This is a genomic window from Pseudomonas salmasensis (assembly GCF_014268375.2).
Lineage (GTDB): Bacteria > Pseudomonadota > Gammaproteobacteria > Pseudomonadales > Pseudomonadaceae > Aquipseudomonas > Aquipseudomonas salmasensis.
Genome location: NZ_CP077083.1, coordinates 5,188,631 through 5,214,192, shown reverse-complemented (window position 1 = coordinate 5,214,192; position 25,562 = coordinate 5,188,631). Strand labels below are relative to the sequence as shown.

Sequence of the window (25,562 nt, the reverse complement as noted above, 5' to 3'; positions counted from 1 at the left end):
GCAGGGCAAACAACGTTAAAGGCGCGGCTCGACCCGCATACCACCGGCAGGCGCCGAGCGACGGAACGGTTCGTCGTCTTCCGGCTCGGCGGCCAAGGCGGCATCCGCAGCCGCCTTGCGCTCACGGCGAGCATTGGCGGCGCGTTCGATGGGCCAGCGGATCAGCACAAACACGATGTACAGGGCAAACGCGATCATCGTGTACATGAACAGGTCGGAAATGGCGCGCCAGGCGTTGTTGCCGACCTTGAGCACCAGGTCCAGGGCGGTAATGGCCACGGCCGGCGCAAACTGGGTCTTGACCGGGTCGACAATGGTCGGGCTGAGCAGCAGCACCGCCATCAGCAATTGCAGGGGCTCGCGCAGCCAGCGCCAGATCCAGCGGGTCATGCGCCACCACACCAACAGGCAGCCCAAAGCGGCGAAGGCGTAAAGGCCCCAAGCGGTCAGATAGTCGTTCTCGGTCATGGTGTCCATGGCAAGGTTGGCAAACAGGCGGCTATGATAACGGCTTTTGCGTGTCGCGGCTGCAATGCCTGCCACCGTCTGCCAGATAGGGAATTATCCATGCCTATTTCCACCGCACCGATTGCCCGCAAGGCCCCAGGCCCAGACCCGTACGCCTGGCTGCAAGAACGCGACAACCCTGAGGTGCTCGACTACCTCAAGGCCGAAAACGCTTGGCAGGAAGCCCAACTGGCCGATCAGCAGGCGTTGCGCGAGACCCTGTTCGACGAGATCAAGGGCCGCATTCTGGAAACCGACCTGTCCCTGCCCTCCCCTTGGGGCCCGTATCTGTATTACACCCGCACCACCGCCGGCGATGAATACGCCCGCCACTACCGCTGCCGCCGCCCGGCCGATGACAGCAACCAGGTGGACGCCAGCAGCGAGGAACTGTTGCTGGACCCGAACGTGCTGGCCAATGGTGGCTTTTTCTCCCTGGGCGCGTTCAGCATCAGCCCCGACCACCAACGCCTGGCCTACAGCCTCGACACCAGCGGCGAAGAGATCTACACCCTGTTCGTGAAGGAATTGGCGACCGACAAGGTCAGCGAACTGGCGTTCGACAACTGCGACGGCAGCATGACCTGGGCCAATGACAGCCTGACCCTGTTTTTCGGCGAATTGGACGACACCCATCGCCCGCACAAACTGTATCGCTATCGCCTGGACGGCACCGCCGCGCAGGAAGTGTTCCACGAGCCCGACGGCCGTTTCTTCCTGCATTGCTACCGCTCAAGTTCCGAGCGCCAATTGTTGCTGGCCCTGGGCAGCAAGACCACCAGCGAAGTCTGGGCGCTGGACGCCGAGCAGCCGCACCTGGCCTTCACCTGCCTAGCGCCGCGGGTCGAAGACCACGAATACGATGTTGACCACGGCAAACGCAATGGCCAGTGGACCTGGTTTATCCGCAGCAACCGCGACGGCATCAACCATGCGCTGTACGTGGCCGCCGACACCGGCACGCCGCCCACCGAAGCCGACTGGCAGAACCTGATCCCCCACAGCGATGAGGTCATGCTCGACGGCGTGAGCCTGAACGCCAACGCCATGACCTTGAGCCTGCGCATTGGTGGCCTGCCGGTTATCGAAGTACACCCCGAGAACGTACCGGCCTATCGGGTGCAATTGCCTGACGCCGCCTACAGCCTCTACGTACAGAACAGCCTGGAGTTTCCCAGCGACAAGATCCGCCTGCGCTATGAGGCCTTGAACCGTCCGGCCCAAGTGCGCCAGCTTGAGCTGGCGACAGGCGCGCAGGTCGTGCTCAAGGAAACCCCGGTGCTGGGCGTCTTCAACGCCGATGATTACGTCAGCCAACGCCTGTGGGCCACTTCTGCCGACGGTACCCAGGTGCCGATCAGCCTGGTGGTCAAGCGTGACCAGCTCGGCAAGCCGACGCCGCTGTACCTGTATGGCTACGGTGCCTACGGCTCAAGCCTGGACCCGTGGTTCTCCCATGCGCGCCTGAGCTTGCTCGACCGTGGCGTGGCGTTTGCCATCGCCCATGTGCGCGGCGGCGGTGAGCTGGGCGAGGCCTGGTATCGCAACGGCAAGCAGGAACACAAGCAGAACACCTTCAGCGACTTTATCGCCTGCGCCGAACATTTGATCGCCGAGGGCCTGACCACCTCCCGGCAACTGGCGATCAGCGGCGGCAGTGCCGGCGGCCTGTTGATCGGCGCGGTGCTCAACCAGCGCCCGGATCTGTTCCAGGCGGCGATTGCCGAAGTGCCGTTCGTCGATGTGCTCAATACCATGCTCGACCCGGAACTGCCGCTGACCATCACCGAGTACGACGAATGGGGCAACCCCGAAGACCCCGACGTGTACGCGCGCATCAAGGCTTACGCGCCGTACGAGAACGTCAGCGCCCAGGCTTACCCGGCCACGCTGGTGATCGCCGGCTATAACGACAGCCGCGTACAGTACTGGGAAGCCGCCAAGTGGGTGGCCAAGCTGCGCGATACCAAGACGGACGACAACCTGCTGCTGCTCAAGACCGAGCTGGGTGCCGGCCATGGCGGCATGAGCGGGCGCTATCAGGGCCTGCGTGACGTTGCCCTCGAATATACCTTTGTGTTCAAGGCCCTGGGCCTGGTCTAACCGCCTGGCGTCTTTGGCTTGCTGTCGTTCTGCTGCAGGCCAGGGACCGTCTGGTCCTTGGGCGGTGCCGGCAGCACGATGGGCGCCAGCGGTGGCGCGCCATTATGGGTCTTGGGCGCAACGGGCGGCGTGACTTGCGGGTACAACGTGGGCGTTGGCGTGCCCGGCGCGCCTGGGGTTGGCGTGGGCGCGACCGGTACGGTTTGTAACTCCTGAGCCTGCGCGGTACCCAATGCGAGCGCGCTCAACACAATGACCGTTAGAATGCTGCACTTCATCGATGGCTCCATGGCCTGACCGGAATGCCCTAAGGCTACTCCCAACCGCGCAAGAATGCCCTTCCCAATGAGATTTCCATGAAACGTTTCGTTCTGCTGGACACCACCCCAATCCCCGATAACGGCGGTGCCTTGTGCCTGTTCGAATACGGCGAAGACTTTGTCATCAAGATCCAGGGCGGTGACGGTGGCCAGTTGATGAACACGCGTATGCACGGCTCCGAAGATGCCCTGGCGCAGATTCCTTGCCGCAAGGTGGCCGGTCGCCCGGGTTCGCGGGTGCTGATCGGCGGCCTGGGCATGGGCTTTACCTTGGCCGCGGCGCTCAAGCACTTGGGCAAGAGCGCCGAAGTGGTGGTGGCCGAACTGGTGCCCGGCGTCGTGGAATGGAACCGTGGGCCGCTGGGAGAAAAATCCGGCCGCCCGCTGCTGGACCCGCGCACCGTGGTCCGCCAGGAAGACGTGGCCAAGGTACTGCAGGCCGAGCCCCAAGGCTTTGACGCGATCATGCTCGACGTCGACAACGGCCCCGAGGGGCTCACGCAAAAGGCCAACAGTTGGCTGTACTCGGCCAGTGGCCTGGCCGCTTGTGCCAAGGCCCTGCGGCCAAAGGGTGTGCTGGCGGTGTGGTCGGCCAGTGCCGACAAGCTGTTCAGTGACAAACTGCGCAAGGCCGGTTTCAAGGCCGAAGAAGTGCAAGTATTTGCCCATGGCAACAAGGGCACGCGGCATACCATCTGGATTGCAGAGAAGCTCAAGGGCTGATCACGGTTGATTCAATAACGCCAATCCCCGGTGGGAGCGGCTAGAATCAACCTTGTCCGTGAACCACCCAACAATAGCCAGGAGCCATGATGAGCTCGAACAACCCGCCCTCCCACACCGCCAAGCTGGACCGCATCCTCGCCGATGCCCAGCGCGACCGCGAAATGGGCTACCGCGATAAAGCCTTGAAGATGTACCCCCACGTGTGTGGCCGCTGCGCCCGTGAATTTTCCGGCAAGCGCTTGAGTGAACTGACCGTTCACCACCGTAACCACAACCATGATGACAACCCCCAGGACGGTTCCAACTGGGAGTTGCTGTGCCTGTACTGCCACGATAACGAACACTCGCGCTACACCGACCAGCAGTACTTCGGCGAAGGCTCCACCAGCAGCCCGAGCATTGCCAAGGCGACGCACAACCCGTTTGCGGCGTTGGCGGGGTTGATGAAGAAGGACGACTGAGGCTTTTCTTTGCCTGTTCCGGCCTCATCGCAGGCAAGCCAGCTCCCACAGGAAGAATACATGTCCCTGTGGGAGCCGGGCTTGCCCGCGATGACGATCGCCCAAGCACTGCATTCCCCCAGGCCGTATAATCGCCGTTTTTCTCAAGGCACCCTTCCCCGTGGGCAATAAACGCTACAGCTGCATCGGTCTGTATAACCCCAAATCCCCCGAAAACGTCGGCTCGGTGATGCGTGCCGCCGGCTGCTACGGCGTGGCCTCGGTGTTCTACACCGGCGTGCGTTACGAGCGCGCCCGGGATTTCATCACCGACACCAAGAAGGTGCACCACGACATCCCGCTGATCGGCATCGACGACCTGAAAAAGATCCTGCCCCTTGGCTGCATCCCGGTGGCCGTGGAACTGGTCGAAGGCGCCCGCCCGCTGCCTGAATACACCCACCCCGACCGCGCGCTGTATATCTTCGGCCCCGAAGACGGCTCCCTGGACAAAGAGATCCGCGACTGGTGCGAGGACGTGGTGTACATCCCCACCACCGGCTGCATGAACCTGGCGGCCACGGTCAACGTGGTGCTCTATGACCGCCTGGCCAAGGGCAACAACACCCGTTCGGGCCCCAAGTACTGATATTGCGGGAACATCCGGCACGTGCGCGCAGTCAGCTAGTAACACTTGCCCTTGTTGGAGACTGATCATGAGCGACAGCAAAACCTTGCGACCTGTCATCGAAGCCACACCGTTGAAGCCTCAACCTACCCAAAACGTGCATGGCTGGGAGCGCATCGGCTCGGTGGCCGGCGGGGTGATGATGGTGGGTAAAGGCCTGCGCCGCGGCGGGATTTTCGGCTTGATCCAGGTGGCGATTGGTGGCGTGGCACTGGCCCGTGGCTTTACCGGGCACAGTTCGCTCAAGGACAAACTGGAACAGGGCCGCCAGGAAATGAACAGCGTGCGCACGAAAATCGAGCGCGCTGGGGAAGAGTTGAAGAATCTGAAGACCAAGGCCGAAGTGGCGGCTGAAAAGGCGGTGAAACCTAAGGCCTGACCTAAGACTTGGACATGCTGGAGATTCAAATGTGGGAGGGGGCTTGCCCCCGATAGCAGAGTGTCAGCAGCCTACTTTTTGCTGACCCACCGCCATCGGGGGCAAGCCCCCTCCCACATGTTGAATTGCACAGGGCTTGGGATCAGCGCAGTAGTTTGCTGTCCAGCACCACCGACGACTCACCGATCACGCTCTCGGCCAACTGCACGAACGCTTGGGTGTTGATGCTGTTCACCCGCATCACCGCCTGTGCCAGATCGTCCAGTGAGCGTTTGTTGTGGGTCTTCACGCGGATCTCTCGGTCCAGCTCCTGCAACACCACCACTGAACGCGCCAGCGTCGCGCCGTTGACGTGCTCGCCTTTGAGCGTGGTGACGTCTTTGCCTTCCTTGGTCAGCCGCGCCTGGATCGCCGCATAGCGTTCATCGGTGATGCCGCCGGCACGTCGCATCAGTTCAATCGCGTAGTACTCGCCCAAACCCTCGCTGATCCAGTCACTGCTGTCGTGGTCATTAAAGCGCCCGATGGCCTGCACCACTTCGCGCAGCAACGGGCTGCTGCCATTTTCGCCAACAAGCGGCGTGCGGCTGTTGAGGTAGATCGAATCGCGTAACGAATAAGCCCCTCGCCGCATCGGATCACTGGCGCCAACGATCAGCAGTTTGCCGGGATGGCGCGGGAAGGCGGCTTCCACCTGGGGCCAGACAAACGTCAGCAGCGTCAGCACGTCCATACGGCGCATGCCCTGGCCCTTGGGCGAAGCCACGGTGACGTCGGTTTCACCCAGGCGCAGGCGGCGGCTGCCGAGGTTGCCCGCCAGCATCCAGCCGGTGGGGCGGTCGAACAGGCGGGACACGTTGTCGATGCGAAATTTGTTCTGGCCGATGCGCGGCCAGGCGGTTTCGACGCTCTTCCACCCCGTGGGCAGTTCGAACAGCAGGCGTGAGACCAGCTCGATGCCGTCCTGCTGGTCGAGACGTGCGGCCGGCACCAGGTCTTCGCCGCGCAGTAGCGCCCAGCCGGGCGTGATCCGCGTGTCATAGACGCCAGGCTTGCGCGCATGGGCCAGGCGCACCCGGTAGGTCAGGCTGGCCTTGTCGGCGCTGGGTTGCCACAAGCCACGGTTACCGGTGACTTGCCACTGGCCATCGGCCTTGAAGTCGCTGTAGTCACCGTCGCGGCCCAGGTCGAAGTTCAGGCTGCGCACCGCCGCGCCCTGGGACAGGCTGACGCGCACCTCGGCCTGCTGGCTTTGGGGCAACAGCTTGATGTGGTAATCCAGGTCGACTTTCTTCGCGCACCAGCCCGGCCCGCTCAGCGCCAGCACGACCAGGCCCGCTGCCCACTTGGCGGCCACCTTCATACACACTCCTCGTTCAGCCTGCGCGGAAGATCAGGTAATCCTCCCAGTCATCCTCGGGCACGCTGCCTTCGCTGAGCATGCGCCCGGACTGGGAAATGCGTTCGTGGTGCACCGCGTCACGGTCGCCGCAGACCAGGTGATGCCACAGCGGCAAGTCCTTGCGCTCGCTGACCAGGCGGTAACCGCACGTCGGCGGCAGCCACTTGAACTGATCGGCCTGGCCCGGCGTGAGCTGGATGCAATCAGGCACCGAGGCGCGGCGGTTGGGGTAATCGGTGCACTGGCAGGTTTTGAGGTCGAGCAGTTTGCAGGCGATACGCGTGTAATAGACGCTGTTGTCGTCTTCATCCTCAAGCTTTTGCAGGCAGCACAGGCCACAGCCGTCGCACAATGACTCCCACTCCTCTTGGTCGAGGTGCTCAAGGGTTTTGCGTATCCAGAAAGGTTCGACTTTGGCGGCCATGGCTCTGCATCAGTATCGGAAGGTGAAAAGGCCGCCAGTCTAGTGCCCAAGCCCGTTGGGGCCAAGCGCTTACGACTGACGGTGTTGCAAGGCTTGTCAGGCCTGGGTGGGCGCAGTAGTTTTGAATCCCGGTTTTTCCATCAGGGTCTGTCCATGAGCAATAACCCCCGCGTTGCCGATTATCCGATCCACACCCAATTCACCGAGCGCTGGTCGCCCCGCGCCTTTACCGGCGAGAGCATCCCGCAGGAGACGCTGCTGAGTTTCTTCGAAGCGGCACGCTGGGCGCCTTCGGCCTACAACTCGCAGCCGTGGCGGTTTCTGTACGCGCGCCGTGACACGCCGAACTGGGAGCGTTTCCTGGGCCTGCTGAATGAATTCAACCGCAATTGGGCACAGCATGCGTCGGCCCTGGTGATCATCGCGTCGAAAACCGACTTCATCGCCCCCGGCGCCACCGAAGAAACCCCGGCGCTGTGGCACACCTTCGACACCGGCTCGGCCTGGGGCCACCTGGCGCTGCAAGCCAGCCTCAGTGGCTGGCACACCCACGGCATGGCCGGTTTCGACCAGGAACTGACCCGCAAAGAGCTGAAGATTCCCCAGGGTTATGCGCTGCATGCGGCCGTGGCCGTGGGCAAGCTGGGGGACAAGTCGAGCTTGCCGGAGTACCTGCAAGGGCGCGAAGTGCCGAGCCCGCGCAAGCCATTGAGTGAGCTGGTGTCCGAGGGGGACTTCAGCCTCTAAGCATCGCCCTCTGACCCTCTGACCCTATGTAGGAGCGAGCTTGCTCGCGAAAAACTCACAGGCGCCGCGTTTATTCAGAAAGTACGCGTCATCGTTGAGGTTCTTCGCGAGCAAGCTCGCTCCTACAGGAGTCCATTGGGCGAGCGCCTCAGTAACCGCGCTCGAAATCCACTTCCCCGCGCAGCGCTTGCTTGGCCTGATACGCCCGCAGGTTCTGCACAAACAACTCCACCATCATCGGCGGCGAAGTCGGCGCCGAGCTGTGCCCGGTCAACAGTAACCCCCACGCCGTCCAGAATGGGTGGCGTTGCGGCAAGGGCTCCTGGCGGCACACGTCGATCACCGCACCGGCCAGGTGCCCTTCTTTGAGCGCCTCGACCAGGTCGGCGTCCACCACCGCCACGCCGCGTCCGACGTTGATAAACAACCCAGTGGGCTTGAATTGCTTGAACAGCGCCGCGTCGTACAAATCATGGGTATCAGGCGTGTTGGGCAGCAGGTTGATCACGTAATCCACCTCCCCCACCAGCCGGCCCAACTGGTCCAGCCCGGCCACTTCGATAAACGGTGCCTGCTCGCGGGCCTGGCTGGCGATGCCATACAGTTGCACGCCAAACGGCAGCAGAAACTCGGCCACGCTCTGGCCGATGTCTCCGGTGCCGACGATCAGCGCCTTGCGCCCCGCCAGGCTCTGGCCCATGCGGTTATCCCACTTGCGCTCCACCTGGCTGACCAACCGCGCCAGCACTTCGCGCTCGTGGCCCAGCATGTAGGTGAGGACAAACTCGGCCATGACCTGGCCATAAATGCCCACCGCGCGGGTGAGCCGATAGTCGCGGGGCAAGCCGTCGGCCAGCAGCGGCGTGATGCCCGCCCAAGTCGATTGCAGCCATTGCGGGTGATGGCCCTGGCGCAGCAGGGTCGCCAGCAAGTCGGGCTGGCCCAGCCACACCGGGCAGTCGGCGGCCAGGCGCGAGAGTTCGGCCGAGTCGCCGCTGGTCAGCACTTCAAGGTCTGGGGCGGCGTCCCTGAGCAATTGGGCGTAGAGCGGATGATCCTGTTCAGCAATCAGAACACGCATGGTTCAAACCTTCGAAAAAACAGTGCAGACGGCCGCCCGCATCCTTACGGCCACCGTCCTCTAATACGATTCCATTGAAGCTGTGCCCTGAAGCGGGCACTGGTCGATCACATCGGGTCGTTGCGGCGCAGCAGCTCTTCAGGCAAGTGCTCGATGTACTCGTCCTCGGCCGGCGGCATTTGCAGGTGGTAACCCTGCTTGTCGAGGTTTTCCAGCACCACGGTGATGTCTTCGCGCGACAGCTTGCGCTCCGGCGTCAGCACCATGTCAAAGGCGTGATGCGCCTTGCCGAAGGCTTCCATCAACGGCTCGGGTACGCGCTCCAGGGCATCGCTTTTGAGCACATAGAGGTACATGCCGTCTTTTTTCTTGCTGCGGTAGATGGAGCAAATACGTTTCAAGGCTGTTCTCCGGCATTGGCCAGGCTGTCGAGCAGCGCCTGGCCCATCAACTCACGGCGCCAGCCACGCAGCGAGTCTGGCAATTGGTAAGGCCCATCGGGGTAGCCGCTTTTAACCAGGGCTTCGAGGGTTTTCTTGCGCAGCATCAGTTCCGGCGCCATGTCCAGGCGCTCGGCGAAGGTTTGGCCCAGGGCCCGCAGTTGCTTGATCAGCGCGGCGGCGTCCACGGGCAAAGGCTCAGCCACGGCAGGCGGCCATTGGTCCATGGGCACGCTACCGGCGCGCTTGATCAGGTCCAGCAAAAACTGGCCGTCCTGACGCACGGTGCGCGGGTGCATGTCTTCGATCTTGCCCAGGGCGGCGAGGTTATCCGGCTGGGATTTGGCCAAGGGCCACAACGAGTGTTCGCGAACGATGCGGTTGCGCGGCAGGTCGCGGGCACGGGCCTGCTGCTCGCGCCAGGCGCACAGTTCACGCAGCACCGCCAGTTGGGCACGGGACAATTTCCACGCCAGCTTGGCGTCGCGGTACAGCTCGTAGGGGTCGATCTCGCGGCGCAGGTTGGCCACCAGTTCGGCGCCGTCTTCCAATACCCAGGCGTATTTGTCGTCCGACAGTTGCGGGCGCAGGCGGGTGTAAACCTCGGCCAGGTGCACCGCGTCTTCGGCGGCGTAGCTGATCTGCGTCTCCGACAATGGCCGCTGCAGCCAGTCGGAGCGGGTTTCACCCTTGGGCAGCTCGATATCCAACACCGCTTGCACCAGGCGCGAGTAGCCCATGGAGAAACCGAGGTTGAGGTACGCCGCCGCCAATTGGGTGTCGAACAACGGCACCGGCAAGCTGCCGGTCAGGCGCAACAGCACTTCCAGGTCTTCGCTGCAGGCGTGCACCACCTTGATCACCGCTGGGTTCTCCAGCAAGGCGGCCAAGGGTTGCCAATTGTCGATGGTCAGGGGGTCGATCAGGTAAGCGCGTACGCCATCACCGATCTGGATCAGCCCGGCAATAGGGTAAAAGGTGTCGACCCGCATGAATTCGGTGTCGAGGGCGACGAATGGCAACTGCTGCCATTGGGCGCAATGCTGGCCGAGGCTATCGTTGTCGCAGATCCAGTGAATATCGATGGCCACACGGCTCTCCCTTGAAGAATGGCGCGCAGTATATATCGCGAAAGGGGCTTGCGAGCATCCGCAGTGCACACGCCATCATGAAAACTCCGACAGGAGATGAAGAATAGTCCGACAAAGGGGCGTTATCCTCTCTTACGCAAAACGTAGACGCACCAGAGCCGCGAGCCCGGCAGGAACTCTTGGTAATTGAGGATGTTGAAGCCAGCTTGGCGAAACTCGCTCTCTACCGGCGTGCCCACGTTCACGGCCACAATCACCGTGTCGCGGCTGACGCGGTGAAACTCATGCAACAACATGAGTCGTACATCGCTGTCGGGCACATGGCGAAACAAATCCAGGCAGAAAATACAGTCCACCGCATTCGCCGAAAGACCAATGGAAAACGCCGAGCCCTGGAACGTTTTGACACGCTTGAGCAACGCGCCCGGGTGATGGGTGCGCGCGTGATCGAGCATCGCCTGGGAATTGTCCGAGGCCAGGATCACACGGTTGACGTGTTCGCCCAGCACCGGCCAGAAGCGCCCGGAACCGCACGCCAGGTCGAGGATGAGCCCAGGCTCGCCCGCCACTTTCAGGGCTTGGCGTACCAGCCGCGCATCGCGCCACGCCGACAGGCGCTGCAACAGCCTGGGCGGACGTGGGTCGCCACAGCCCCTGGCATGCTCACGGTCATAGCGCTCGGTGAATTCGGTCTCGATGGAGGATGGAGGTTGTGGCGACATCGCGGGCTCATGTGAATGAAACGGTAGTAAACGACCTTGATCCGCAGCTTAACCGCCGCAACGTGAAAAAAAGGTCGAAAGCCCCGCCCCGCTCAATCGGTCATGCCTGGTGCAGGTACCAGCGCCAATCCTGCTCCCCTACCTCGCCCATGAACTGGCGGTATTCGGCACGTTTGACCGCCAGGTAAACGCCGAGGAATTCACGCCCGAACGCGTCCTGAGCCCAATGGGAAGCTTCAAGCGCGCGCAACGTGGTCAGCCAGTCGGTGGGCAGCAGTTCCTTGGCTTGGGCGTAGCCGTTGCCTTCCACCGGGGCGCCAGGGTCGAGCTGTTCGCGGATGCCTCGATGAATGCCGGCCAGAATGGCGGCTGCGGCCAGGTAGGGGTTGGCGTCGGCGCCGCAGATACGGTGTTCGATATGCCGCGATTGTGCCGGGCCACCGGGCACACGCAGGCTGACGGTGCGGTTGTCCACACCCCAGGTGGCGGCGAGCGGCGCATAGCTGTTGGTTTGGAAGCGCCGATAAGAGTTGGCGTTGGGGCAGAACATCAACAGTGAATCGAGCAAGGTACTGAGCATGCCGCCCACCGCCTGGCGCAGCAGCGGCGTGCCGTCGGCCGCCTCACTGGCAAACAGGTTATTGCCCTGGGCATCGGCCAGGCTGACGTGCATGTGCATGCCGGTGCCGGCCAGGTCGTCGAAGGGCTTGGCCATGAAGCAAGCGGTCATTCCATGCTTGTGCGCCACGCCCTTGACCAGGCGTTTGTAGCGCACGGCTTCGTCCATCGCCTGCAGCGCGTCGGCGCGGTGTTCGAGGGTGATTTCCACTTGGCCCGGCGCGTACTCGGAGATGGCCGTGCGCGCCGGAATCCCTTGCAGTTTGCAGGCGCTGTAGAGGTCGGCAAGAAACGGCTCGATTTGCTCCAGTTCGCGCAGGCCGTACACCTGGGTCGAGCGCGGGCGATTGCCGTCCACATCCCGCGCCGGTTGCGGGCGGCCGTTGCTGTCGGGCTTCTGGTCGAGCAGGTAGAACTCCAGCTCCGCCGCCATCACCGGGTAATAGCCGTCAGCCTTGAGCGCCTCGATAACATTGGCCAGCAGGTGCCTGGGGTCGGCCACGGTGGCGGGCAGGCCTTCGGTGGGGTGCATGCTGACCTGCACCGCTGCGGTGGGGATCAAGCGCCATGGCATGCGCTGCAAGCTGCCGCTGATCGGGTAGGCGCGGCAGTCGATATCGCCCACCTCCCAAACCAGCCCGGAGTTTTCGACGTCATCGCCATTGATGGTCAGGCCGAGGATGGTGCTGGGCAGGGGCCGGCCACTTTCGTACACGGCCAGCAGTTCGTCGCGGTGCAGCAGCTTGCCGCGCGGTACGCCGTTGTTGTCGAGGATAAACAGCTCGAACATCTCAATGTCGGGGTTCTGTTCAAGGAACGTCCGGGCTTCGTAAAGGCTGGCAAAAACACTCATAGGAATCCTCATACGTTTGCGTCAGGCAAGCGCGCAGGCGCCGCCGGGCAGATGCGCACAGGTGCGCGTCATCCATGGGGGTAGATCAACGTAGGAGAGAGGTATCTGGCGGGCGCGCGTGTCGGCAATGGAACAAGGCCCAGAACGCAAGCGCAGACGGCAATGTCGCGGTGTGAGTGTCGGGGCAAGCGTGCATGCGCAAGTCACAGTGATAGGGATAGCTGAGCGTCACATGCCGGGATACGCGGGTCAATTCAGGCTTGACGGAGTTTGGTTGCGGTTTGGCTAAACATTCAGCCTGTAGGAGCGAGCTTGCTCGCGAAGATCGTCAACGATAACGCGGGGCGCCTGATTCACAGCGGCGCACTCAGGTTTTTCGCGAGCCAGCTCGCTCCTACAAAAAACGGGCATTATGGTTGCCTCGACTGTGCCCTAAGGATTCGACCCCATGAAAGCGCCTCTGGCCCTCTGTGTACTGGCAAGCCTGGCCAATGTCGCCCAGGCCGACACCGCAGCATCACGCCTTGACGAAGTGATTGCACGCGGCACGCTCACCGTGTGTACCACCGGCGACTACAAGCCTTACACCTCGCTGCGCAGCGACGGCGGCTATGAAGGCATCGACATTGCCATGGCCGAGTCCCTGGCCAAGAGCCTCAACGCCAAAATCAACTGGGTGCCCACCACCTGGAAAACCCTGATGCCGGACTTTCTGGCCCAACGCTGCGACATCGCCGTGGGCGGTATTTCCGTGTCGTTGGAACGTCAGAAAAAAGCCTTCTTCAGCCAGTCGCTTGGGGTCGATGGCAAGATCCCACTGGTACGCTGCGCCGACGTGCAGCGCTACCAGACAGTGGAACAGATCAACCAGCCCCAAGTGCGGGTAATCGAACCGGCGGGCGGCACCAACGAAGTGTTTGCCCGTGCACACCTGGGCCAGACGCAGATTCGCCTGCATGACAACGTAACGATTTTTGATGAACTGCTGACGGGCAAGGCCGATGTGATGATCACCGACGCCAGCGAGGCGCGGTATCAACAGAAGCTCAAACCGGGTTTGTGTGCGGTCAACCCGGAGCAACCGATGCAGTACAGTGAAAAAGCCTTTTTGCTGCCGCGCGATGATGTGGCCTGGAAGAGTTATGTGGATCAGTGGTTGCATTTGAGTGTGGCGACCGGGGCGTATGCGGGGATTGTGGGGCAGTGGTTGGCTGCGCCATGAATGTAGCCCCCCGCGATCTAAATGTGGGAGCTGGCTTGCCTGCGATGGTCATAGGTAACCGACGGTAACCACGATGCGAAGCGAGCCGCTCTTGATCTTGATCTCAGGCGCCCCGTTAAACCACGCTGGCCGGAATTCGCCAGGGATTTGGGGGGGTAAACCGGCAGGGATGCCGGTTTAGCCGCCCCGCGCCATGGATGGCGCGTGGCGGCGGCCCCCCAAATCACTGGCGGATTACGGGCACACCGAGCCTAAGCGAGGTGCCGAGTGGTGGGGCAAGAGCGTTTTGCTTACTTTTGCGCTTTTCAAAAGTGAGCCGCCGTTGGCGGAACCCTAGGTGGCCGTTGCCTAAATAACGGATATGTACCCGGTCCAACTGTGTTGACCGTTAGGCCGTCTTCGCGAGCAAGCCCGCTCCCACAGTTTGATTGCGGGGGTGTCAGCTAGATTGGCGTCGGCTGTCAGGCCGCTATCGCAGGCAAGCCAGCTCCCACAGTTGGATCGCGGGGTGTCAGGTTGATAAGCGCAGGCTGTCGGCCCTACGCCTTGATCAACGCTACAAACGCCGCACACGCAGCACTGCGATACCCCCCCTTGCGGCTCAACAAGGCCGCAGTGCGCTGCGGCAACGCAGGCTCGATCGCCACGGCACGCAGGCCCGCCTGAGCCTCGGCCAGTGCCCGGGGCAGGATAGTTGCCAGGGGCGTGCTGCGTACGATCTCGATAATCGCACTGATGGAATTGGCCTCCATGGCAATCTGCGGTTTAACCCCTTGCCGGTGGCAGTAATCGTCGATATAGCGGCGGGTGGCAAAGCCAGTGTTCAGCAGCACCAGAGGCTGTTCGAGCCAGGTCGGTTGCGTGCGTTCGGGATGACTGGCACTGACAACCAGGCTCAGCTCTTCGACAAACAGCGCCTCACAGTCGATCTCCAGCCCATGCTCGCCGGTAAAGCCGATACCGATATCCAGCAAGTCCTCACCCAGCGCGGCTTCGATACGGTCCTGGGTCAATTCCTCGACGCTCAGGGTGATGCCGGGGTACAACGCATTGAACCGTGCCAGCAGCGGGCCGATCAGGTAGGCGGTAAAGGTCGGCGTCATCGCCAGGCGCAAATGCCCTCGGCGCAGGTCCTGCACGTCGTGTATCGCACGGGTGCCGGCCTGCAGGTCCTGCAAAGCCAGCCGCGCATAACGCACATAGGCCTGCCCCGCGTCGGTCAGGCTGATGCGGCGCCCGGTGCGGTCCAGCAGTGGCGCGCCCAGGCTTTCTTCCAGTTGCTTGATCTGTTGCGACAAGGTCGGTTGCGATACATGCAGCGCCTCGGCAGCCCGCGTGAAGTTGCGGTGCTCGGCAACCGCCAGCAAGTAACGGATATGACGCAACAGCATGGGTAGCGCTCCAACTATAGGCATGACTTATAGAAAGCATCATAAACAGGTCTTGGACGCTATAGCCGAAAACTTCCATCCTTGCCCCATCAGCGACGCAAGGAGAACCACCATGCAACATCTCATCGACGGCTTTCGCAAATTCCAACGTGAAGCCTTTACCCCTCGCAGTGACTTGTTCAAACACCTGGCGACCACGCAAAACCCCGGCACCTTGTTCGTGTCCTGCTCTGACAGCCGCGTAGTCCCTGAGCTGTTGACCCAGCAGGAGCCCGGTGACCTGTTCGTCATCCGCAATGCCGGCAACATAGTGCCGTCCTACGGCCCGGAGCCTGGCGGTGTGTCGGCCACAGTCGAATATGCCGTAGCGGTGCTGGGCGTCAGCGACATTGTTATTTGCGGGCATTCGGACTGCGGCGCGATGACTGCGATTTCCACCTGCAAATGCCTGGACCACCTGCCCGCCGTAGCCAACTGGTTGCGCCATGCCGAGTCGGCCAAAGTGATCAATGCAGCCCGCACGCATGCCTCAGACGCTGCCCGCCTGGATGCCTTGGTGCGCGAGAACGTGGTCGCCCAACTGGCTAATCTCAAAACCCACCCTTCGGTCGCCCTGGCCATGGAACAAGGCCGGATGAACCTGCATGGCTGGGTGTACGACATCGAAACCGGCGGCATCGACGCTTTGGACGGGCACACCGGGCGCTTCGTCTCCCTGCTCGACCACCCGAGCACCCGCGCCCACGCCGCCTGAACCCTAATCAACCCAAGAGGACCTCACCATGTTGCAATCCCAGTTCGCCCAAACCCCACGCCTGGCCCTGGCCGACACCGTTATCGACCTCAAGGCACGCAAAAACCTGTCGTGGCAGGACCTCACCGACGGCACCGGGCTGAGCCTGGCGTTCGTCACCGCAGCCCTGCTCGGCCAGCACCCGCTGCCCAAGGAGGCGGCCGACATCGTGTGCGGCAAACTCGGCCTCGACGAGGACGCCAGCCGCCTGTTGCAAAGCGTGCCCCTGCGCGGCAGTTTCCCAAGCGGTGTGCCGACCGACCCGACTATGTACCGTTTCTACGAGATGCTGCAGGTCTACGGCTCCACCCTCAAGGCCCTGGTGCATGAGCAGTTTGGCGACGGCATCATCAGCGCCATCAACTTCAAACTGGACATCAAGAAAGTCGAAGACCCGGACGGCGGCTCCCGTGCGGTCATCACCCTGGACGGTAAATACCTGCCGACCAAACCCTTCTGATTTGCCGCCAACCGTCTACGCTCTTGGCACACCAACAAGAACGAGGGACGGGTCAATGAAGAGACTGCTCCGATTCACCTGGCTGCTGCTGTTGTGTTGCAGCCAGGTGCATGCCGCCACGGCACAGGAAGCGGATGCCCAAGCCGCCAAGGCCCTGCTGGAAAAAGCCTTGGCGTACTACCACAAGCAAGGTGACAAGGCCTTCGCCGCCTTCAGCCGTCAGGGCGAGTTCATCGACCAGGACCGCTATGTGTTTGTGGTCGATACAAAAGGCGTGCTGCTGGCCAGTGGCGGGCCCTCCTCCGCGCTGATCGGTCGCGATGTGTCCGAGGTGCTCGGGCCCGACCTGCAAGCCTCGTTCAAACAAGCCCTTAGCGTGCCCGAAGGCCAGGGTATCCAGCAGGCTGACTATCGCTGGCAGAACTGGAATGACGGCAAGGTCGAACACAAGCATGTGTTTTATCAGCGGGTGGGCGAACGCATCCTGGCGGTCGGTTATTACTTGCCGCGCGCCACGCCGGAACAGGCACGGGCGCTGCGCAACAAGGCGGTGGACGCATTGGTCACGGATGAAACCGGCACGCTCAAGGCGATCAACTCTTTGCAGGGCGGCTTCCTGCAAGATGACCTGTACGTGTTCGTGGTGGACCTGAACACCCGGCGCTACGTCGCCCACGGCACCAACCTGCGCCTGATCAACACCGATTTCGCCAAGATCAAGGACCCGGATGGCAAACCGGTGGGTGAGCCAATCCTCAAGATGATGGCCGAGCAGGACCAGGGCGAATACAAATACCGCTGGAAAAACCCGGTGACGGGCAAGGTCGAGAACAAGCATGCGTATGTGCGCAAGAGCGGGCATTTCATGGTTGCGGTGGGTTACTACAGCCCCTGACCCAAGATTTGAACGGCAATAAAACGGTGGGCGGGGGCAGCGCTTTTTTGTAGGAGCGAGCTTGCTCGCGAAAAACTCAAAGGCGCCGCGTTCACTCAGAAATCCCGCGTTAGCGTTGACGTTTTTCGCGAGCAAGCTCGCTCCTACAGAGGGCGATCGTTATTGGGCCTTGTCTTCACGGCCGCGCAGTACTCGGTTGGGCATCGCAATCGCAGCGGCCAAGCCCAGCAGCGACACCGCCGCACTCACCATCAGCAAATGCCGGAACGTCACCGCCAACTCGCCGCGCAACGCATCCTGCGCCGGGCCAGGTGCGGCGTTGAGGCCGTCGAGCAGTACGTTGCCGGAACTGCCTTCGGCCATCAGTGCGCCGCTTGCCAGATGGGCGAAACTGGAGTCGTGCAACAGCGCCAGCAGCAACGCAGACATGCAGGCCACCCCCACTGCCCCGCCCAGGGAGCGAAACAGGTTGGTGGTGCTGGTAGCCACGCCGATATCCCGCTGCTCCACCGAGTTCTGTGTACCCACCAACGAGGTCGGGAACTGCATGCCGGCGGCGATACCGCACAACAACATGAATACGCTGGTGAGCACCACCGCCTGGGGCGCGCTGTAGGCCATGCCGAGAATCGCCAGTGGGCTCAACACCGCGCCGCAGAGGATCATCGGTTTGTAGCGGCCGGTCACCGAGGTCATGCGCCCGGCGAAATACGCGCCCATCGGCAAGCCCATCGCCAAGGGCAGCAAGTGTAAGGCCGCGCTGTCGGCACCGGCGCCGGTCACACTCTGGTAACGCAGGGGCATCAGCACGGTCAGGGAAATCGCCTGGAAGCTGGTGACGAAAATCGTGCACCAGCACAACACCGCGCTGCGGTTGGCAAACAAGTGCATAGGCAGCAGCGGCTCCCGCGCCCGGCGTTCGTGCCACACAAACGCGCTCAAGGCCAACAGGGCGCAGGCCAGCAACCCCAGCACGTGATCGTCATGCCACGAATGGCCCTGGCCGATTTCGGTGATGCCCAGCAACAAGGCAGTCAGGCCGATGATCATCAGCACCGTGCCGAGGTAATCGATGATGGGCTTGCGCTGCGGCACCGGCAGCCCCACCAGGGTGCGATGGGCCACGTACCAGGCGCCGGCGCCCAGTGGCAGGTTGATCAAAAACACCCAGCGCCACGACAGGTACTCGGTCATATAGCCGCCCAACACCGGCCCGGCCACGCTGGCTACCGCGTACATGCTGCTGAAATAGCCCTGATAACGCCCACGCTCGCGGGGAGCAATGATGTCGCCAATGATCGCCTGGCTCACCGAGACCATCCCACCCGCGCCGATACCCTGCAGCACCCGCGCCAGCACCAGTTGCTCCATGCTTTGGGCCAGGCCGCAGAACAGCGACGCCAGGGTGAACACGCCCATGCCGATCAGCATCATGGGCCGACGCCCATACAAATCACCCAGCTTGCCGTAGATCGGCACCGCCACGGTCATCGCCACCATGTAGCCGGAGATCACCCAGGCCAGCAGGTTGACGTCATGGAACTGCGCAGAAATGGCCGGCATGGACACGGCGACGATGGTCTGGTCCAGGGCACCCAGGAAGATCGCCATCATCAGCGCGACCAGAATACTGCGCACGGCGGGAACGGTTGGAGCGGGCTGATTGAGGTGTGTCACGGCAGAACCTTCGAGCAGGGCCCACAGGCAACGGTCACCGGTGGGAATGCTCGATACGATAGCAGGCTATTCGATAGGCTCGTAAGGAAGGCCGACGTAATTTTCTGCGATGGTTTTGCGCCCGGCCTGGGAGTGAATGAAATAGTCCAGCTCGCTTTCAGCAATGCGCTGGCTGAAGGCGTCCGCCTGTGGGAATTGATGCAGCATCGAGGTCATCCACCAGGAAAACCGCTCGGCTTTCCACACCCGGCGCAGGCAGATTGCCGAGTATTTTTCCAGCAAGTCCAGGCGCCCTTCGCGGTACACCTTGAGCAAGATGCGGAACAAGGTGCTCACATCACTGGCCGCCAGGTTCAAGCCCTTGGCGCCGGTGGGCGGCACAATGTGCGCGGCATCGCCGAGCAGGAACAGGCGCCCGTACTGCATAGGTTCCACGACAAAGCTGCGCAGCGGCGCGATGCTTTTTTCGATCGAGGGGCCGGTCACCAATTGTTCGGCCAATGAGCCGGGCAGGCGGCTTTTGAGTTCATCCCAGAAACGTTCATCCGCCCAGTCTTCCAGCTTCTCTTCGACCGGCACTTGCAGGTAGTAACGGCTGCGGGTCGGCGACCGCATGCTGCACAGCGCAAAACCCCGCGTATGTTTGGCGTACACCAATTCGGCATGTACCGGCGGCGTGTCAGCCAACACGCCCAGCCAGCCGAAGGGATAGACCCGCTCGAACACCTTCAGCGCTTGCGCCGGTATCGACTGGCGGGCCACACCATGGAAGCCATCGCAGCCGGCGATATAGTCGCACTCCAGGCGACAGGCTTGGCCTTCATGCTCGAACGTCAGCCACGGCTGTTCACTCTTCAGGTCATGGGGCTGAACATTGGAGGCTTCGTACAGGGTGATAGCACCGGCGGCTGCGCGGGCGGCCATCAGGTCGCGGGTGACCTCGGTTTGGCCGTAGATCATCATCGACTGGCCGCCGGTCAAGGCCTTGAGGTCGATGGAGGTGAGTTGGCCGTTGAGGGCAATGTCAAACCCGTCGTGCACCAGACCTTCGGCGTCCATGCGTTGGCTGACCCCGGCTTCGCGCAGCAGGTCGACCATGCCCTGTTCCAACACGCCGGCGCGGATACGGCCTTGTACGTACTCGGCGCTCTGCCGCTCTAGAACAAGGGTTTGGATGCCAGCATTGTGCAACAACTGGCCGAGCAGCAATCCGGAAGGACCGGCGCCAATAATGGCGACTTGGGTTTTGAGGGTTTTCATTATTTTTATGGCCTTCAAGCTTCATGCGAACGTATGGAGTGAAAGAGTTGTCATTGCTCTTATGGCTGACATTTTTCACTTGAGCGAGCCGCATAAGAAGGTGAAAACTGCGTCAAAACCTGTGCTTTTCGCCAATCGGGGCGATTACCGAACCCTTATCCTGAGTATCGGATTGAAACCATGACCAAAACCGCGATTCCGGTCTTCAAGCTTTACGGGGAAAGCCAGCAGTGGCCGACTCCCGATTTGTTGCACTGCGAAACCATTTCCCGGCGCAGTCGGGAATACCAGTGGGAAATCCAGCCCCACCGGCACGCGGACCTGTGCCAGTTGCTGTATGTGCACAAAGGCCAGGCACAACTGGAAATCGAAGGCCAGCGCACCACCCTCAACGAATCGAGCCTGCAAGTGCTGCCACCGCTGTGCGTGCATGGCTTTCGTTTTTCCGAGGATGTGGAAGGGTTCGTGGTGACGCTTTCGGCGCCGCTGGTCAGCCACTTGCAGGCGCAACTGGGCTCTACCGTCGATGGCCTGCACACCCTGGGCAGTTACCCAGCGGGCAAGGACAGCGACTACTTGAATAGCCTGTTCATGCGTTTGCAGGACGAATACGCCGATGACCAACCGGCACGGGACATGATGCTGCACGCCCTGGTCAGTGTGTTGTTGGTGTGGGTCAGCCGCCAGGCGATCCAGCGCCGCCATCCACGGGCGCCTCGTGGGCGTGAGTACTTTCGGCGGTTTACGCAACTGGTCGAACAGCATTACCGCGAACACCCCAAGATTGAAGACCTGGCCCACAAACTGGGCATCTCGGTCTCACACTTGAACGGGACGTGTCGGGAGTTGGGTGGGCAGCCGGCGTTGCAGATCATGCATGACCGCCAGTTGCTGGAAGCCAAGCGCCTGCTGACCTACACCAGCATGACCATCAACGAGATGTCCGAGGTGTTGGGCTTTTCCGACCCGACCAACTTCTCACGGCTGTTTCGCCGCCGGGTCGGGTTTTCACCCAAGGCGTTTCGCGAACAACTGAAGGCCGAGCAGCCTACCTGAGTGCACTGAAACTGCCGGTGCGCGGAACGCATTGGTCCTGATGGCAACTGATGGCGAACGCCGCCGGCTGCATGCGCGTTTGTTCGACGCGATAGGCGGCAGTCCCATACAGCGCTGTCGCCAATGCGCAGAGGGTGAAAATGGTCAGGTACTTTCTGGCTTTGATGCTCATGGCACAGACCTCTGAACGGATCTACAGGGTGCTGTTTAAAGCATAGGTCAACTTGCCCTGATGCGATGCCATTCAGCGCGCTTATTTCAGCTCAAAGTCCGACGTCCCAAACAGGCTCCTCGGGGAAGCGCAGCACCAGGAAATCCAGGAGGCTGCGCAGCGCCGAGGGCATGTGTTTGCGCGAAGCGTACACCGCATAGATATTCATCTGGCGTGGTTCGGCGTGCGGCAGCAAGCGCACCAATTCTCCACTGCGGATCAGCTCACCGGCCTGGTAACTGGGCAGCATCGCCACCCCTGCCCCGGCCAGCGTCACGCGCATTAACGTGCTGGCCTCGTTGGCCGTGATATTGCCGTGGACCGGCACCGACACGTGTTCGCCATTTTCTTCGAAATGCCACAGGCTTTTGCCGAAGTAAGAGTGGGTCAGGCAGTTGTGCCGGGCCAGGTCTTCGACTTTCTGCGGCGCCGGATGCTCGCGCAGATAGGCCGGTGTGGCGCACACCACCGAGCGGCATACGGTCAGGCGCCGGGCGATCAGGTTGGGGTCCAGGTCGTTGCTGGTGCGGATCGCCAGGTCAATGCGCTCGTCCACCAGGTTCACCGTGCGGTCGAGCATCTGCAAATCGACCGTCACCAACGGGTAGCGTTTGACGTACTCGGCAATCGCCGCGCCCAGCTGCGCCTGGCCAAACGAGGTGCTCACGCTCAGGCGCAACAAGCCTCGGGGCGCGTCATCGGGCTCGCTGACGGCGGCCTGCATATCCCCACACAAATCCAACAACTGCCGGCAACGCGGTAGCGTTTCCCCCCCGGCGGCGGTGAGGCTGAGCTTGCGCGTGGTGCGGTGCAGCAAGCGTGCGCCCACCCAGTCTTCCAGCTCGGCCAGGTAGCGCGAGACCACCGGGCGTGACAGGTCCAGGTGGTCGGCCGCGGCGGATTGGCTGCCCAGGTCCACCACGGTGACAAACACGCGCATTGCTTGAAGACGATCCATGATTTGCCCGCTTTTAGAAACAAACTATGTTCCAGCATCGCATTTTTTGTCGTGTTTTATGCAACTAAGCTCTGTGCATCCCTTACCGATGGCAGGAGCTGCCCCGATGTTCTCGACCTTCAAACGTTTGACCCTGGCCACCGCCGCACTGGCCTTCGCTGCTCACGCAGCGGCGGCAGAGCTGACACTCGACGTGTACAACCCAGGCGAAGCCGCGATCTTCCCGGTCAGCTCGGTGCTGGTGAGCGGCGAGAAAGACGCGATCCTGGTGGATGCGCAATTCGGCAAAGGCCAAGCCGAGCAACTGGTGCAGAAGATCCGCGCCAGCGGCAAGCACCTGACCACCATCTACATCAGCCATGGCGACCCGGACTACTACTTCGGCCTCGACACCCTGACCACCGCCTTCCCCGACGCCAAGGTGCTGGCGCCACAGCCAGTGGTGGACCATATCAACGCCACCGTCGCCGACAAGCTGGCCTTCTGGGGCCCGAAAATGGGCGCCGACAAGCCGGCCAAGACCCTTGTGCCGCAAGTGCTTAAAGGCCACAGCCTGACCCTGGAGGGGCAACAGCTTGAAGTGGTGGGCCTTGACGGCCCGCAGCCGGATCGCAGCTTTGTGTGGATCCCGTCGATCAAGGCCGTGGTCGGTGGCGTGGTGGTCGCTGAAAATATCCACGTCTGGATGGCCGATACCCAGAGCGCGCAGTCCCACAAAGATTGGTTGGCCACCCTCAAGCGCATTGAAGAGCTGAAGCCGAACACCGTGGTGCCGGGGCATTACCTGGGCAAGCCGTCGCTGGCCTCGGTCACCTTCACCGCCGATTACATCAAGGCCTTCGACCTCGAAACCGCCAAGGCCAAGGATTCCGCCGCACTGATTGCGGCCATGAAAAAACGTTACCCCACCCTCGCCGACGAAAGCTCGCTGGAACTGAGCGCCAAAGTCGCCAAGGGCGAAATGAAGTGGTGATTGGTTTTAAACCCTAACCCTGTTGGAGAACATCATGAGCAAGATCGCAATCATTGGTGCCACCGGCCGCGCCGGTAGCCAACTGCTGGAAGAAGCCCTGCGTCGCGGGCATACCGTGACCGCCATCGCCCGCAATACCGACAAGCTGGCTGTTCGCCCAGGCGTTACGGTCAAACAGGCCGATGCCCTGGATGCCGAGGCCTTGCAACAGGCCATCAGCGGCAGCGACGTGGTGATCAGCGCCGCGCACTTCTCCACCCTGCCCGCCAGCGCCGTGATCGGCCCGGTGAAAAAGGCCGGCGTGAAACGTTTGTTGGTGGTCGGCGGCGCAGGTTCGCTGCTGTTACCCGGTGGCGGGCGCGTGATCGACAGCGAAGGCTTCCCGGCTGAATATAAAGCTGAAGCCAGTGCCGGGGCGCAATTCCTGGAAACGCTGCGCCAGGAAAAAGAACTGGACTGGACCTTCCTGTCGCCATCGGCCCTGTTCGACGGCACCCAGCGCACCGGCAAATTCCGCCTCGGCAAGGATGATCTGCTGGTGAGCAGTGACGGCACTAGCTCCATCAGTTTTGCCGACTTCGCCATCGCCATGCTGGATGAAGTAGAAAACCCGAAGCACTCGCGCCAGCGCTTCACCGTCGGCTACTGACCCAACGCCGTCAACGCTAACCACGATGCGAAGCGAGTAGCTCTTGATCTGCTTTTGATCTGCTTTTGATCTTGATCTTAAGCGCCCCGTCAAACCACGCTGGCCGGAATTCGACAGGGATTTGGGGGGTAAACCGGCAGGGATGCCGGTTTAGCCGCCCCGCGCCATGGATGGCGCGTGGCGGCGGCCCCCCAAATCACTGGCGGATTACGGGCACACCGAGCCTAGGCGAGGTGCCGAGTGGTGGGGCAAGAGCCCTTTGGTTACTTTGGGCTGGGCCGGCATTCCGGCTTTTCCAAAGTGACCCGCCGTCAGGGCGGAACCCTAAGCGGCCGTTACCGCAGCAATGGATATGTACACAATCCAACTGTGTTGACTGCTAGGCCGCCTTCGCGAGCAAGCCCGCTCCCACAGTTGGATCGTGGGGTGCCAGGTAGATAGGTGTCGGCTGTCAGGCCGCCATCGCAGGCAAGCCAGCTCCCACATTTGGACTGCGGCGAGTCAGGTGGATAGGCGTTGGCTATCATCCCACACTGGCCTCACCGACCAACCAATCCATCAGCTCGACCAACCCAACCGACGGTTCCTTCCCCGGCGGATACACCAAGTAATACCCCATCCCGGTGGGCACCCGCAGTTCAAACGGCATCGCCAACCGCCCCGCCTTCAGATCCTCGCCAATCAGCGCACTGTCGCCCATCGCCACCCCGGTGCCCTGAGACGCCACGGTCATTGCCAAGTCCAGGGTTTCAAAGTGATGCCGTTGAATGGGATCGCTCAAGCAGGTATTGGCAGCCTTGAGCCACAGCGTCCAATCGCGCTCGTCTCGGGTCGGGTGCAACAGGACGTGATGCTGCAAATCCTGCGGCGTACGCAAACTGCCCAGCAACCCAGGCACGCAGACCGGCGTAAGGCGCTCGTCGAACAGATGCCGCGCCTCGGCCGGCTGCTCGGCGATGGGCCCGTAGATCACCGCCGCGTCAAACGGCTCACGACGAAAGTCGACGTTATAGGCCACCGTCGTGGTGAGCTCCACCGGCACATCCGGGCGTTCTTTTTGCCATTGCAGCAAGCGCGGCAACAGCCAGCGCATCACGCAGGTGGACGCTTTGAGCTGCAAGGTTCGGCGCCGGTCACCGATGTGTTCCACCGCATCAGCGAGCAAGCCGAACACCTGTTGCGCGCACGCCAGCCATTCTCGTCCCTCCTGCGTCAGGCTCAAGCCACGCGCCTGGCGCTGGAACAACGCGTAGCCCAACTGGCTTTCCAGCCCGGCCACCTGCCGGCTCACCGCGCCCTGGGTGATGTGCAGGTGTTCGGCGGCCCGGGTGAAGTTGCAGCACTGGGCCGTGACCCAGAAGGTGTGCAACGCAGGTAACGGTGGAAGGCGTTTCATCGGGCACAGCCATGACGGGAGGACATGGCGAGTATGACTTTTTATCGATTGTTGCCGCCACCGGCCAACCGCTCCAATAG

At 62.0% G+C, this 25,562-nt stretch carries 28 protein-coding genes; 13 read left to right on the top strand and 15 right to left on the bottom strand.

Annotated features, from left to right (window positions below; all coding sequences use genetic code 11):
* Positions 1 to 15: 15 nt before the first annotated feature.
* On the bottom strand, positions 16 to 543 hold the full coding sequence (locus HU731_RS23450; protein ID WP_186605855.1) for an MFS transporter: 528 nt from the start codon (positions 541 to 543) through the stop codon (positions 16 to 18).
* 24 nt (positions 544 to 567) lie between these two features.
* Here HU731_RS23450 and HU731_RS23445 point away from each other — a divergent pair, with 24 nt between their 5' ends.
* Entirely contained in the window at positions 568 to 2,610 is a 2,043-nt protein-coding gene (locus HU731_RS23445) for a S9 family peptidase (protein WP_186605853.1), read from the top strand.
* Here HU731_RS23445 and HU731_RS23440 read toward each other — a convergent pair.
* On the bottom strand, positions 2,607 to 2,888 hold the full coding sequence (locus tag HU731_RS23440; protein WP_057710843.1) for a hypothetical protein: 282 nt from the start codon (positions 2,886 to 2,888) through the stop codon (positions 2,607 to 2,609). The two genes, HU731_RS23445 and HU731_RS23440, sit on opposite strands and share 4 nt — an antisense overlap.
* 78 nt (positions 2,889 to 2,966) lie before the next feature.
* On the opposite strand from HU731_RS23440, the gene HU731_RS23435 reads away from it, so the two are divergent.
* The 4 genes from HU731_RS23435 (at position 2,967) to HU731_RS23420 (ending at position 5,163) form a co-directional block, all read left to right on the top strand.
* Complete coding sequence (locus HU731_RS23435) at positions 2,967 to 3,653, top strand: spermidine synthase (protein WP_186605851.1); 687 nt, start codon at positions 2,967 to 2,969, stop codon at positions 3,651 to 3,653.
* 89 nt (positions 3,654 to 3,742) lie between these two features.
* Positions 3,743 to 4,117 carry a YajD family HNH nuclease gene (locus tag HU731_RS23430; RefSeq protein ID WP_003189609.1) on the top strand — a complete coding sequence of 125 codons (375 nt, stop codon included), beginning with the start codon at positions 3,743 to 3,745 and terminating at the stop codon, positions 4,115 to 4,117.
* A gap of 160 nt (positions 4,118 to 4,277) precedes the next feature.
* On the top strand, positions 4,278 to 4,745 hold the full coding sequence (locus tag HU731_RS23425; protein ID WP_003189607.1) for an RNA methyltransferase: 468 nt from the start codon (positions 4,278 to 4,280) through the stop codon (positions 4,743 to 4,745).
* A gap of 67 nt (positions 4,746 to 4,812) precedes the next feature.
* Entirely contained in the window at positions 4,813 to 5,163 is a 351-nt protein-coding gene (locus HU731_RS23420) for a YgaP family membrane protein (protein ID WP_003189606.1), read from the top strand.
* Between the two features lie 142 nt (positions 5,164 to 5,305).
* On the opposite strand, the gene HU731_RS23415 is transcribed toward HU731_RS23420, so the two are convergent.
* Complete coding sequence (locus HU731_RS23415) at positions 5,306 to 6,526, bottom strand: hypothetical protein (RefSeq protein ID WP_186605849.1); 1,221 nt, start codon at positions 6,524 to 6,526, stop codon at positions 5,306 to 5,308.
* 13 nt (positions 6,527 to 6,539) lie between these two features.
* Positions 6,540 to 6,989 carry a YcgN family cysteine cluster protein gene (locus tag HU731_RS23410; protein ID WP_003172524.1) on the bottom strand — a complete coding sequence of 150 codons (450 nt, stop codon included), beginning with the start codon at positions 6,987 to 6,989 and terminating at the stop codon, positions 6,540 to 6,542.
* A gap of 153 nt (positions 6,990 to 7,142) precedes the next feature.
* Here HU731_RS23410 and HU731_RS23405 point away from each other — a divergent pair, with 153 nt between their 5' ends.
* Entirely contained in the window at positions 7,143 to 7,736 is a 594-nt protein-coding gene (locus tag HU731_RS23405) for a nitroreductase family protein (protein WP_186605847.1), read from the top strand.
* Positions 7,737 to 7,884: 148 nt separating this feature from the next.
* On the opposite strand, the gene HU731_RS23400 is transcribed toward HU731_RS23405, so the two are convergent.
* The 5 genes from HU731_RS23400 to HU731_RS23380 all read right to left on the bottom strand — a co-directional run bounded on the left by HU731_RS23400 (position 7,885) and on the right by HU731_RS23380 (position 12,541).
* Complete coding sequence (locus tag HU731_RS23400) at positions 7,885 to 8,817, bottom strand: D-2-hydroxyacid dehydrogenase (RefSeq protein WP_116665135.1); 933 nt, start codon at positions 8,815 to 8,817, stop codon at positions 7,885 to 7,887.
* Positions 8,818 to 8,924: 107 nt separating this feature from the next.
* The gene (locus HU731_RS23395) at positions 8,925 to 9,218 is read right to left on the bottom strand and encodes a YcgL domain-containing protein (protein WP_014717482.1); all 294 of its coding nucleotides are present in this window, start codon (positions 9,216 to 9,218) and stop codon (positions 8,925 to 8,927) included.
* A complete protein-coding gene (gene rnd, locus HU731_RS23390; RefSeq protein WP_069558950.1) occupies positions 9,215 to 10,348 on the bottom strand; it encodes a ribonuclease D in 1,134 nt (377 codons plus the stop codon). The genes HU731_RS23395 and rnd overlap by 4 nt, the downstream gene beginning before the upstream one ends.
* A gap of 122 nt (positions 10,349 to 10,470) precedes the next feature.
* On the bottom strand, positions 10,471 to 11,070 hold the full coding sequence (locus HU731_RS23385) for a class I SAM-dependent methyltransferase (RefSeq protein WP_186605845.1): 600 nt from the start codon (positions 11,068 to 11,070) through the stop codon (positions 10,471 to 10,473).
* 100 nt (positions 11,071 to 11,170) lie between these two features.
* Positions 11,171 to 12,541, bottom strand: a complete 1,371-nt coding sequence (locus tag HU731_RS23380) for a glutamine synthetase family protein (protein ID WP_186605836.1) — start codon at positions 12,539 to 12,541, stop codon at positions 11,171 to 11,173.
* 448 nt (positions 12,542 to 12,989) lie between these two features.
* Here HU731_RS23380 and HU731_RS23375 point away from each other — a divergent pair, with 448 nt between their 5' ends.
* Positions 12,990 to 13,763, top strand: coding sequence for a transporter substrate-binding domain-containing protein (locus tag HU731_RS23375; protein ID WP_057710839.1), 774 nt, complete (start codon positions 12,990 to 12,992; stop codon positions 13,761 to 13,763).
* A gap of 539 nt (positions 13,764 to 14,302) precedes the next feature.
* Here the strand turns inward: HU731_RS23375 and cynR are convergent.
* On the bottom strand, positions 14,303 to 15,154 hold the full coding sequence (cynR, locus tag HU731_RS23370) for a transcriptional regulator CynR (RefSeq protein WP_186605834.1): 852 nt from the start codon (positions 15,152 to 15,154) through the stop codon (positions 14,303 to 14,305).
* Between the two features lie 112 nt (positions 15,155 to 15,266).
* Between cynR and HU731_RS23365 the strand changes: the two genes are divergently transcribed.
* From HU731_RS23365 to HU731_RS23355, 3 genes are read left to right on the top strand one after another with little or no spacing between them, the layout of a single operon-like run.
* Positions 15,267 to 15,908, top strand: a complete 642-nt coding sequence (locus HU731_RS23365) for a carbonic anhydrase (protein WP_186605832.1) — start codon at positions 15,267 to 15,269, stop codon at positions 15,906 to 15,908.
* Between the two features lie 28 nt (positions 15,909 to 15,936).
* A complete protein-coding gene (gene cynS, locus HU731_RS23360) occupies positions 15,937 to 16,407 on the top strand; it encodes a cyanase (RefSeq protein WP_014717475.1) in 471 nt (156 codons plus the stop codon).
* A 55-nt stretch (positions 16,408 to 16,462) separates the two neighbouring features.
* The gene (locus tag HU731_RS23355; protein ID WP_186605830.1) at positions 16,463 to 17,302 is read left to right on the top strand and encodes a cache domain-containing protein; all 840 of its coding nucleotides are present in this window, start codon (positions 16,463 to 16,465) and stop codon (positions 17,300 to 17,302) included.
* Positions 17,303 to 17,461: 159 nt separating this feature from the next.
* Here HU731_RS23355 and HU731_RS23350 read toward each other — a convergent pair whose 3' ends face one another.
* Positions 17,462 to 18,979: an MDR family MFS transporter gene (locus HU731_RS23350; protein ID WP_186605828.1), complete on the bottom strand. Its 1,518-nt coding sequence runs from the start codon at positions 18,977 to 18,979 to the stop codon at positions 17,462 to 17,464.
* Between the two features lie 66 nt (positions 18,980 to 19,045).
* A complete protein-coding gene (pobA, locus tag HU731_RS23345; RefSeq protein ID WP_186605826.1) occupies positions 19,046 to 20,239 on the bottom strand; it encodes a 4-hydroxybenzoate 3-monooxygenase in 1,194 nt (397 codons plus the stop codon).
* A 180-nt stretch (positions 20,240 to 20,419) separates the two neighbouring features.
* Between pobA and HU731_RS23340 the strand changes: the two genes are divergently transcribed.
* The gene (locus HU731_RS23340; RefSeq protein ID WP_003189581.1) at positions 20,420 to 21,295 is read left to right on the top strand and encodes a helix-turn-helix domain-containing protein; all 876 of its coding nucleotides are present in this window, start codon (positions 20,420 to 20,422) and stop codon (positions 21,293 to 21,295) included.
* Here HU731_RS23340 and HU731_RS23335 read toward each other — a convergent pair.
* Positions 21,288 to 21,467: a hypothetical protein gene (locus HU731_RS23335; RefSeq protein ID WP_186605824.1), complete on the bottom strand. Its 180-nt coding sequence runs from the start codon at positions 21,465 to 21,467 to the stop codon at positions 21,288 to 21,290. The genes HU731_RS23340 and HU731_RS23335 overlap by 8 nt on opposite strands.
* A gap of 91 nt (positions 21,468 to 21,558) precedes the next feature.
* On the bottom strand, positions 21,559 to 22,464 hold the full coding sequence (locus HU731_RS23330) for a LysR family transcriptional regulator (protein WP_044273488.1): 906 nt from the start codon (positions 22,462 to 22,464) through the stop codon (positions 21,559 to 21,561).
* Positions 22,465 to 22,570: 106 nt separating this feature from the next.
* Here HU731_RS23330 and HU731_RS23325 point away from each other — a divergent pair, with 106 nt between their 5' ends.
* Both HU731_RS23325 and HU731_RS23320 read left to right on the top strand, forming a co-directional pair.
* Entirely contained in the window at positions 22,571 to 23,437 is an 867-nt protein-coding gene (locus HU731_RS23325; RefSeq protein ID WP_186605822.1) for an MBL fold metallo-hydrolase, read from the top strand.
* Positions 23,438 to 23,471: 34 nt separating this feature from the next.
* Positions 23,472 to 24,086, top strand: coding sequence for an NAD(P)-dependent oxidoreductase (locus HU731_RS23320; protein WP_186605820.1), 615 nt, complete (start codon positions 23,472 to 23,474; stop codon positions 24,084 to 24,086).
* 523 nt (positions 24,087 to 24,609) lie between these two features.
* Here the strand turns inward: HU731_RS23320 and HU731_RS23315 are convergent.
* Positions 24,610 to 25,482: a LysR substrate-binding domain-containing protein gene (locus HU731_RS23315; protein ID WP_186605818.1), complete on the bottom strand. Its 873-nt coding sequence runs from the start codon at positions 25,480 to 25,482 to the stop codon at positions 24,610 to 24,612.
* Positions 25,483 to 25,562: the final 80 nt, after the last annotated feature.